Origin of the sequence: Marinobacterium sedimentorum (assembly GCF_024267675.1) — a bacterium.
GTDB classification, from domain to species: domain Bacteria; phylum Pseudomonadota; class Gammaproteobacteria; order Pseudomonadales; family Balneatricaceae; genus Marinobacterium_A; species Marinobacterium_A sedimentorum.
The window spans coordinates 115,590-124,865 of record NZ_JALDYX010000012.1; the positions used below are offsets into that span (position 1 = coordinate 115,590).

7 protein-coding genes are annotated in these 9,276 nt (G+C 60.8%); 3 read left to right on the forward strand and 4 right to left on the reverse strand.

The window, feature by feature from the left end:
* Positions 1-11: 11 nt before the first annotated feature.
* Positions 12-983 carry a PstS family phosphate ABC transporter substrate-binding protein gene (locus tag MRS74_RS12390; RefSeq protein ID WP_254580602.1) on the reverse strand — a complete coding sequence of 324 codons (972 nt, stop codon included), beginning with the start codon at positions 981-983 and terminating at the stop codon, positions 12-14.
* Positions 984-1,197: 214 nt separating this feature from the next.
* Between MRS74_RS12390 and MRS74_RS12395 the strand changes: the two genes are divergently transcribed.
* Both MRS74_RS12395 and MRS74_RS12400 read left to right on the forward strand, forming a co-directional pair.
* Entirely contained in the window at positions 1,198-1,596 is a 399-nt protein-coding gene (locus MRS74_RS12395; protein WP_254580603.1) for an acyl-CoA thioesterase, read from the forward strand.
* Positions 1,597-1,672: 76 nt separating this feature from the next.
* Positions 1,673-2,527 carry a class I SAM-dependent methyltransferase gene (locus MRS74_RS12400; protein ID WP_254580604.1) on the forward strand — a complete coding sequence of 285 codons (855 nt, stop codon included), beginning with the start codon at positions 1,673-1,675 and terminating at the stop codon, positions 2,525-2,527.
* Between the two features lie 25 nt (positions 2,528-2,552).
* Here the strand turns inward: MRS74_RS12400 and uvrD are convergent, their stop codons facing one another.
* The 3 genes from uvrD to MRS74_RS12415 form a co-directional block, all read right to left on the reverse strand.
* A complete protein-coding gene (gene uvrD, locus MRS74_RS12405; protein ID WP_254580605.1) occupies positions 2,553-4,772 on the reverse strand; it encodes a DNA helicase II in 2,220 nt (739 codons plus the stop codon).
* Between the two features lie 130 nt (positions 4,773-4,902).
* Positions 4,903-5,880, reverse strand: a complete 978-nt coding sequence (locus tag MRS74_RS12410; RefSeq protein WP_254580606.1) for a homoserine kinase — start codon at positions 5,878-5,880, stop codon at positions 4,903-4,905.
* Between the two features lie 4 nt (positions 5,881-5,884).
* On the reverse strand, positions 5,885-6,163 hold the full coding sequence (locus MRS74_RS12415) for a DUF2782 domain-containing protein (protein WP_254580607.1): 279 nt from the start codon (positions 6,161-6,163) through the stop codon (positions 5,885-5,887).
* Positions 6,164-6,256: 93 nt separating this feature from the next.
* On the opposite strand from MRS74_RS12415, the gene polA reads away from it, so the two are divergent.
* On the forward strand, positions 6,257-9,019 hold the full coding sequence (polA, locus tag MRS74_RS12420; RefSeq protein ID WP_254580608.1) for a DNA polymerase I: 2,763 nt from the start codon (positions 6,257-6,259) through the stop codon (positions 9,017-9,019).
* Positions 9,020-9,276: the final 257 nt, after the last annotated feature.

The following is a 9,276-nucleotide window of genomic DNA, read 5'->3' on the forward strand; positions in this document are numbered from 1 at the left end:
GTGAGGCGGTGTTACAGGCCCAGATCAGCCATCTGTTTTTCAACAACCTTGGCGGGCAGCGGGATGTAACCGTCTTTCACGACCACTTCCTGACCGGTTGTGGACAGCACCAGCTTGAGGAACTCGCGCTCCAGCGGCTGCAACTCGGTGCCAGGCTTCTTGTTGATGTAAACGTAGAGAGAGCGCGCCAGCGGGTACTTGCCGGTAATGGCGTTTTCCGGAGTCGCTTCAACGAATTCTTCACCGGCCTTCCTGGACAGCGGCAGGGCGCGAACGGAGGCGGTCTTGTAGCCGATACCGGAGTAGCCCAGGCCGTTCAGCGAAGTGGAGACAGACTGCACGACAGAGGCAGAGCCCGGCTGTTCGTTAACGTTGTTGCGGAAGTCGCCCTTGCACAGCGCTTTTTCCTTGAAGTAGCCGTAGGTGCCGGATACGGAGTTGCGACCAAATAGCTGGATGCTCTTGTCGGCCAGAGTACCGCCCAGGCCCAGTTCGCCCCAGTTGGTGACGTCGCCAGTGGCGCCGCACTTGCGGGTAGACGAGAACACGGCGTCAACCTGATCGATGCTCATGCCGGCAATGGGGTTGTCCTTGTGAGCGAACACGGCCAGGGCGTCGATGGCCACGGCCACGGCGGTCGGCTTGTAGCCGTACTTTTGCTCGAAGGATTCCAGCTCCTTGTCTTTCATCTTGCGGGACATGGGGCCTATGTTGGAGGTGCCTTCAGTCAGGGCTGGCGGAGCCGTGGAGGAGCCGGCGGCCTGGATCTGGATGTTGACGTTGGGGTACAGACGCTTGAACTCTTCAGCCCACAGGGTCATCAGGTTGGCCAGGGTATCGGAACCGACGCTGGACAGGTTGCCTGAAACGCCAGACGCCTTTTCGTAGGTCGGCAGGTTGGCGTCCAGCAGGTCGGAAGCGTTGGCCGTCAGGCAGGTTGCCGAGATGGCAACGGCTGAGATCAGCTTTTTCATCGGTGTCATGGTTAGCTCCTGAAGCGTTAGTAATAGTCAGCGTTCTGTTGTTGGACGTCACTATAGGGCTGATCTGTGACACTAATGTGACAAGGTGACGGGGCAGACGCTTTGCAGCCAGGGTGGCTGGCGCACCCTGGTGCTGGCGCGTACAGGTAGTGATTTGTGCACCTGCGAAGATTACACTCTGTACATCTAAAATTTTCAGGTTGGAAGACAACTCATGTCATTGAATGAAGAACAAGAGCCCAAACCCGAGGGCGAGCTGAGTCTCAAGTTGCCCGCCAGCAGTCAGGCAACCAACATGTTTGGCGACGTCTACGGCGGCTGGGTAGTGGCACGGGCGGTTGAAGCGGCGGAAATCCGTGCAGCCAAGATCGCCGAAGGCCGGATTGCCACCGTATCGGTCGGCAGCATGGATTTCCTGTCGCCCGTGCTGGTGGGCACCATCCTCAGTTTCTATACCCGGGTGATTGAATTGGGCAACAGTTCGGCCCGTATCGGGGTTGAAGTCTGGGGCCGCTGTCCGGATGGCCGGGAACCGCGCAAAGTCACCGAGACCGAGTGTGTTCAGGTCGCCATTGACCAGGACGGACACATCCGGCTGCTGCCAGCGCAGTAAAGTCGGGCGTCTCTGAACGGAAATCGGGTTTGTTGGACAAACCCGCTCCGGCCTGCCATACAAGGAACAGCAGCAGATGCGGCGCGTAAAATTGCTAAAAATGGGACTCTCGACGTTGCTTGGGTGGCGACGTCAGGGATATTTTCTGCCCTACCGTTATGCCGACCAGCTGGCACCGGCCAGCGAACCCTATCCGGTGCTGGAGGCTTTGCTGGATGGTTACCGCGATGACTTCAGCCGTCTGTTACTGCAGCTGGAAGCCTTCAGGGGCGAATTGCAGGGCTTTCGCGCCGCCCGCCCCCCGCTGCCGCGCTGGGAGCAGAGCTGGTTTCCACGGCTTGATGGCGCCATGGCCTACGGTCTGACCCGGATTGCCCGTCCGCGAATGATTATCGAGGTGGGATCAGGCCACTCCACGCGGTTCTTTGTTAAAGCCTGCCAGGACGAGGGGCTGAGCACCGAACTGATCTGCATCGACCCCGCGCCGCGGGCGGACCTGGCCCAGCTGGATGTGACGCTGCAGCGCACGCCGGTACAACAGGCGGATCTGGCACTGTTTGAGCGCCTGCAGGCGGGGGATATGCTCTTTATTGATTCCAGTCATCTGCTGCTGCCTGGCAGTGATGTCGACTGGCTGCTGAACCGGGTCTGGCCGCTGCTTGCCGCCGGCGTGCTGGTGCACTTTCATGACATTCTGCTGCCCGACGACTACCCCGAGCAGTGGCGCTGGCGCGGTTACAACGAACAGCAGGCGGTGGCGGTATTGCTCAGTAGCGGCGCCGCCACACCGCTCTGGTCCAGCCATTACGCTGCCCGTCGCATGCAGTCCCAGTTGCAGCACAGCGTTGTGGCGCGCCTGCCGATGCCGGCGGAGGCCCTGGAAACCAGCCTGTGGCTGCGCAAGGTCACACCGGCGCTGGGCACTATGTAGGACGCAGCGCGGAAGACTGTGTTTCTTACAGTGGCTGCAGGTTGGCGTAACCGAGCATCAGCCACTTGGAGCCCTCGTCATCAAAATTCACCTGCACCCGTGCCTTGGGGCCAGAGCCTTCGTAGTTGATTACGGTGCCTTCACCAAACTTGGCGTGGCCGACGCGCTGGCCCAGGGAAATACTGGTGGCGGGGACTTCGGCGTTGGCCAGTGAGGAGCTGCTGCCCTGAAACAGGGGCTCGCTCGACGTCCGTGCCGTCAGCGGACGGCGTACCTGGGCATTGAGGCGCACTTCCTCGATCAGCTCGGGCGGCACTTCCTGGATAAAGCGCGAGGCGCGATTGAAGTTTTCCTGGCCGTGCAGCCGGCGTGATTCGGCGTAGGTCAGATACAGCTTCTGCATCGCCCGGGTAATGCCGACGTAGCACAGGCGGCGCTCTTCCTCGAGCCGGCCGGGCTCCTCGATCGACATCTTGTGGGGGAACAGGCCTTCTTCCATGCCGGCCAGGAACACCAGCGGAAACTCCAGTCCCTTGGCCGAGTGCAGTGTCATCATCTGCACGCTGTCCTGATGTTCGTCGGCCTGGGCGTCACCGGCATCCAGTGCCGCCTGATCGAGAAAGGCAACCAGGGGCGTGCGGGCTTCTCCCTCTTCGGTGTCGATATCTTCCTGCCAGCTGCCGGCAAACTGGCGCGCCGCCGTGATCAGCTCATCAAGGTTTTCGAGGCGCGACTGTGCCTTTTCGCCCTTTTCCTTCTCGTGATGCTGGACCAGGCCGCTGTGCTTGATCATGTGCTCGGTCTGCTCGTGCAGCTGAGTATCCCGAGTCTCGGTGTCGAGCCTGTCGATCAGTTCGAGGAAGGCCCGCAGCGCATTGCCGGCGCGGGCCGGCAGCAGCCCCTGCTCGATAATTTCGCAGGCCGCCTGCCACATGCTCAGTTCCTGCTCGCGGGCATGCTGGCGCAGCAGTTCGATGGTACGGGTGCCTATGCCGCGGGTCGGTACATTGATCACGCGCTCCATGGCGGTGTCGTTGTGACGGCTCGACATCAGGCGCAGATAGGCCAGGGCGTTCTTGATTTCCAGCCGGTCGTAGAAGCGCTGTCCGCCGTAGATGCGATAGGGCACGCCTGCGCGAATCAGCATTTCCTCGAGTATGCGTGACTGGGCATTGGAGCGGTAGAGTACGGCTGCATCGACCCGCAGGTTGCCGTCCTGCACCCACTGCTGGATGCGGCCGACTATAAAGCTGGCTTCGTCCTGTTCGTTGAAGGCCGAGTAGACCGACAGTGGCTCGCCATCACTGCCTTCGGTCCAGAGCTGCTTGCCGAGACGCCCCTGGTTATTGCCGATCACGGCGTTGGCCGCCTGCAGGATACTGTTGGTGGAGCGGTAGTTTTGCTCCAGCTTGATGGTCGTGGTGCCGGGGAAATGTTCCGGCAGGTTCTGGATATTTTCGATGCGGGCGCCGCGCCAGCCGTAGATCGACTGATCATCGTCGCCGACCGCCATCAGCTTGCGTTCTGTGCCGCAGAGCAGGCGCAGCCAGGCGTACTGGATGGCATTGGTGTCCTGAAACTCATCCACCAGCAGGTAGCGAAAACGCTCCTGATAGTGCTTGAGCAGCGCCGGCGAGCGGTCGCGCAGCAGTTCAAGGCTGCGCAGCAGCAGTTCGCCGAAGTCGATCATGCCGCCCCGCTCGCAGGCCTGTTCATAGGCGACATAGACGTTCAGCATGGTGCGCTGGAAGGGATCGTTGGAGGGCTCTATGTGGCGTGCGCGCAGACCTTCGTCTTTCTGGGCGTTAATGAACCACTGGAACTGTCGTGCCGGCCAGCGCTGTTCGTCCAGGTTCATGTCCTTGGCCAGGCGCTTGATCAGCCGCAACTGATCATCGCTGTCCATGATCTGAAAATTGTCCGGCAGGCCCGCATCGCGCCAGTGCGCGCGCAGCAGTCGGTGTGCCAGGCCGTGGAAGGTGCCGACCCACATGCCGTGGGGGTTGAGCCCCAGCAGCTCCTCGATACGCCCGCGCATTTCCCGTGCGGCCTTGTTGGTAAAGGTCACCGCCATGATCGAGTAGGGCGAGATGTCCTCGACCTGGATCAGCCAGGCAATGCGATGCACCAGCACGCGGGTTTTGCCGGAACCGGCACCAGCCAGCACCAGCAGATTCTGCACCGGTGCAGAGACCGCTTCGCGCTGGGCATCGTTGAGTGAGTCGAGAATCGGGGTTAAATCCATGGCGGCAACAATCGGGCTCTGCGGTTGATCCCGGGGGTCTCAGCTGGTTGCAGCTGGTGGCCCGGGAATATAAAGGGCTGTATGGGCGTCCAGTATAACCCGAACGACGGCGATTGGCTGCCGCCCTGAATCAGGGCAGCTGCGAGGGGTGTTCTATGCGGTGCAGCAGGATGCGCTTGAGCTCGTCGGGGTTCTTGAGCTTCATTTCCCCGCCCTGACGGCCGGCCTGTTCGATGCCCAGCCAGGGGATCAGGCGCGAGAGCCAGAAACGCATCGCCGCGGTGCGGGTCAGCTGCGACCAGGCCTGACGCTCATCGTCCGTGAAGGGGCGCACTTCGTTGTAGGCCTGCAGCAGTGCCGCTTCACGTTCAGCGTCTATGCCGCCATCGGGCCTGCTGCACCAGTCGTTGGCCACAATCGCCAGGTCGTACAGCAGATAGGCGGTGGCGGCGTTGTAGACGTCCAGAATGGCACTTACGTCGGTGCCGTTGAAGAGGGCGTTGTCGTGGAAGAGGTCACCATGGATCACGCCCATGGGCAGATCCAGTTTGGCTGCACGCAGGGCATCAAAGTTGCGTACTTCGGTGCTGAGCAGCAGGGCTTCGTCTTCCGGCAACAGGCGGGCAATCTGCTGGCTCTCGCGCCGCCACCAGAACACGCCACGGTGGGCCTGGCGGTGCAGGTAGAACTCGGAACCGGCCAGGTGCAGCTGTGCCAGGGCTGCGCCAATGGAGCTGCAGTGCGCCGGGCCGAGTTCACTCTGGGCCACATGCTGGCCGCCAAAGCGTGGCAGCAGCAGCGCCGGGCGGCCGTGCAATTGCTTCAGGGCAATGCCGTCTCGGTCCTTGAAGGGCGCGGGCACCGGGCTGCCGCGCTCGGCCAGCCAGCAGGTCAGCTCGACGAAAAAGGGCATTTCGTCCAGCGTAAACTCTTCGAACAGCGTGAGGACAAACTCCTGTTCGGTGCCGGCAGGGCTTTTAAGCGTGACAAAATAGTTGGTGTTTTCTATACCGCCTTCTATACCCTTGTGGGCGACCAGCGTGCCGAGATCAAAGTCGGCCAGCAGGCGGTTGAGGTCCTGAGCAGTTACTTCTGTATATACCGCCACAATATTACCAGCTGAAGATGACCCATTTGGGGATTAGCAGGGAGGATTCTTCGAAGCGGCTGAATTCACCGCTACCCTCGACCGGCACCAGATAATAGGGCTTCCCGATTTTGGGAACCACCTTGACCTCTTTCAGAACACCGTTGACCCGGTATTCATAAAAGGCGCGTTCGTCGTTATGGCGAATGGTGATTTGCGGGGCGTCCGGCCCGAACTCTGGCAGTGTCTCCGCCTGCGCCGGCGGCACCAGCAGAAGGCTGGCGAGCAACAGCAGTTTTTTCATCATATTTCCATATTCGTTGGTTGGCTGCGGCATATTTAATATGATTGTCAGCCCTGACACTATCCCCCGGCACTAACAATCATGGATACCGCTATGAGCGAGCAACACCCATCCCTCATTCTAGTCGACGGCTCTTCCTATTTATACCGTGCATTCTTTGCTTCCCAGCAGGCCGACATGCGCACCAAAGAGGGCTTTCCGACAGGCGCGGTGCGGGTGGTGACCTCGATGCTGCGCAGCCTGATCAAGCAGTACCCGAAAAGCCCGGTGGTGGTGGTGTTCGACGCCAAGGGCAAAACCTTCAGGGACGAGCTGTTTGCCGAGTACAAGGCCCAGCGCCCGTCCATGCCCGATGATCTGCGCCTGCAGATCGAGCCAATTCACGACATTATCCGCGCCATGGGCCTGCCCCTGCTGATGGTGGACGGGGTCGAGGCCGATGATGTGATCGGCACCCTGGCGCGTCAGGCCAGCGCCAAAGCCATGAGTACGCTTATCTCCACCGGGGACAAGGATATGGCGCAGCTGGTGGATGAGCATGTGACCCTGATCAACACCATGAACGATGTCCGCATGGATGCCGCCGGGGTGGAGGAAAAGTACGGCATTGCGCCGGAACTGGTGATCGATCTGCTGGCGCTGATGGGGGACAAGGTCGACAACATTCCAGGTGTCCCGGGGGTGGGGGAAAAGACGGCGCTGGGGCTGTTGCAGGGCATTGGCGGCATAGCCGCGCTCTATGAAAACCTCGACAAGATTGCCACCCTGGGCTTTCGCGGTGCCAAGACGATGGCCAAAAAACTGCAGGAAAACCGGGAAGCCGCAGAGCTTTCGTACCTGCTGGCGACCATCAAGACCGATGTCGAGCTGGATCTTGGCGTAACCGACTTTGGCCTGCCGGCGCCCGACAATGACAAACTGCTGGAGCTGTTTGAGCGCTTTTCGTTCCGCAGCTGGATTCAGGAACTGGGCAGCTCGTCGCGGGCTGACACTATTGCGCAGGCCGCTGCCGATGCCACAGCAGGTACGGTTGCTGCTGAACCTGCGCAGATCGAATACGAAACCCTGCTGGAGCAGGCGGATCTGGATCGCTGGATCAGCGCGCTCAAGGTCTCGAGTCTGTTTGCTTTTGATACCGAAACGACCAGCCTGGACTCGATGCAGGCGGAGCTGGTCGGTGTGTCCTTTGCCATTGAGCCTGGCCGCGCGGCCTATGTGCCCCTGGCCCACGACTATGTGGGCGCTCCGGAGCAGCTTGACCGCGCCGCGGTGCTGGCCCAGCTCAAGCCGCTGCTGGAAGATGCGAATCTCGCCAAGGTTGGCCAGCACATCAAGTACGACATGAATGTGCTGGCGCGTTACGGCATTGAGCTCCAGGGCGTGGCATTCGATACCATGCTGGAGTCCTATGTGCTTAATTCCGTGGTGACCCGCCATGACATGGACAGCCTTGCCGATGTCTATCTCGGACTGCAGACGGTGCACTTCGAAGATATCGCCGGCAAGGGCAAGAAACAGCTGACGTTCAACCAGATTGCGCTGGAACAGGCGGCTCCCTATGCCGCCGAAGACGCTGATATTACGCTGCGCCTGCACCAGGTGCTGCATGCCCGCCTGAGCGAGGAGGGCAGGCTGCTGCAGGTTTTCGAGGAAATCGAAAAGCCGCTGATCCCGGTACTGTCCCGGATCGAGCGCAACGGTGCCCTGGTGGATGCCAACCTCCTGGGCAAGCAGAGTGTGGAGATCGGCGAGCGCCTGGTCATGCTGGAGCGCGAGGCGTTCGAGCTGGCGGGGCGGCCATTCAACCTGAGTTCCCCCAAGCAGCTGCAGCAGATCTTCTATGAGGAGCAGAAGCTGCCGGTACTGAAAAAGACCCCCAAGGGGGCGCCATCGACCGCCGAGGAAGTGCTGCAGGAACTGGCGCTGGACTACCCGCTGCCCAAGCTGATTCTGGAGCACCGGGGCCTGAGCAAGCTCAAGTCTACCTATACCGACAAGCTGCCGCTGATGATCAATCCGACCACCGGCCGCATCCATACCTCCTATCACCAGGCCATTACCGCCACCGGGCGCCTGTCATCCACCGACCCCAACCTGCAGAACATTCCAATTCGCAGCGCCGAGGGGCGGCGCATTCGTCAGGCCTTCATTGCGCCCGAGGGTTACCGCCTGGTGGCGGCGGATTACTCCCAGATCGAGCTGCGCATTATGGCGCACCTGTCGCAGGACCCGGGGCTGCTGAGTGCCTTTTCCAAGGGCGAGGATATTCACCGTGCCACGGCGGCGGAAGTGTTCAAGGTTGCGCTGGATCAGGTCAGCATCGAGCAGCGTCGCAGCGCCAAGGCCATCAACTTCGGCCTGATTTATGGCATGTCGGCCTTCGGGCTGGGCAAGCAGCTCGGGATAGGCCGTAACGAGGCGCAGCAGTATATCGATCACTACTTTGCCACCTATCCCGGGGTGCAGCGGTACATGGACGATATTCGCGAAAAGGCAAGGGCTCAGGGCTACGTCGAGACACTGTTCGGGCGCAGGCTCTATCTGCCGGAAATCAATGCCAGCAATGGCATGCGCCGTCAGGGGGCCGAGCGCACGGCCATAAATGCGCCCATGCAGGGTACGGCGGCGGACATTATCAAACGTGCGATGGTGCAGGTGGCGCAGTGGCTGGACGACACCGGACTGGATGTCCGCGTCATCATGCAGGTACACGATGAACTGGTGTTCGAGGTACGGGAGGAGCTGGTTGATGCCTTCGTGCCAGAGGTGAAGGCGCGCATGGCCGCGGCGGCGAAGATGGATGTGCCCTTGCTGGTCGAGGCGGGCGTCGGCGCGCACTGGGACGAGGCGCACTGACGCTAGCTGCTATTAATAAACCGGTGGCATTTTACGTCTGTAGAGCCGGTTTAATCTGTGGCGCAGGATGCGCCGCCATTGGCCAACGGCCAATGCGAGCCCTTGAAAATGCAGGGATTTCACAAATTCCGCCCGATTTTCAAGGGCAATGATGAAACAGGGCGGGACGACCTGTTTCACCGCCGATGAGATGGTCTCCTCTCTCTTACCGAGCCGGCGTCAGAATGCGCCATGATGGATGTGTACGCACCATCAAA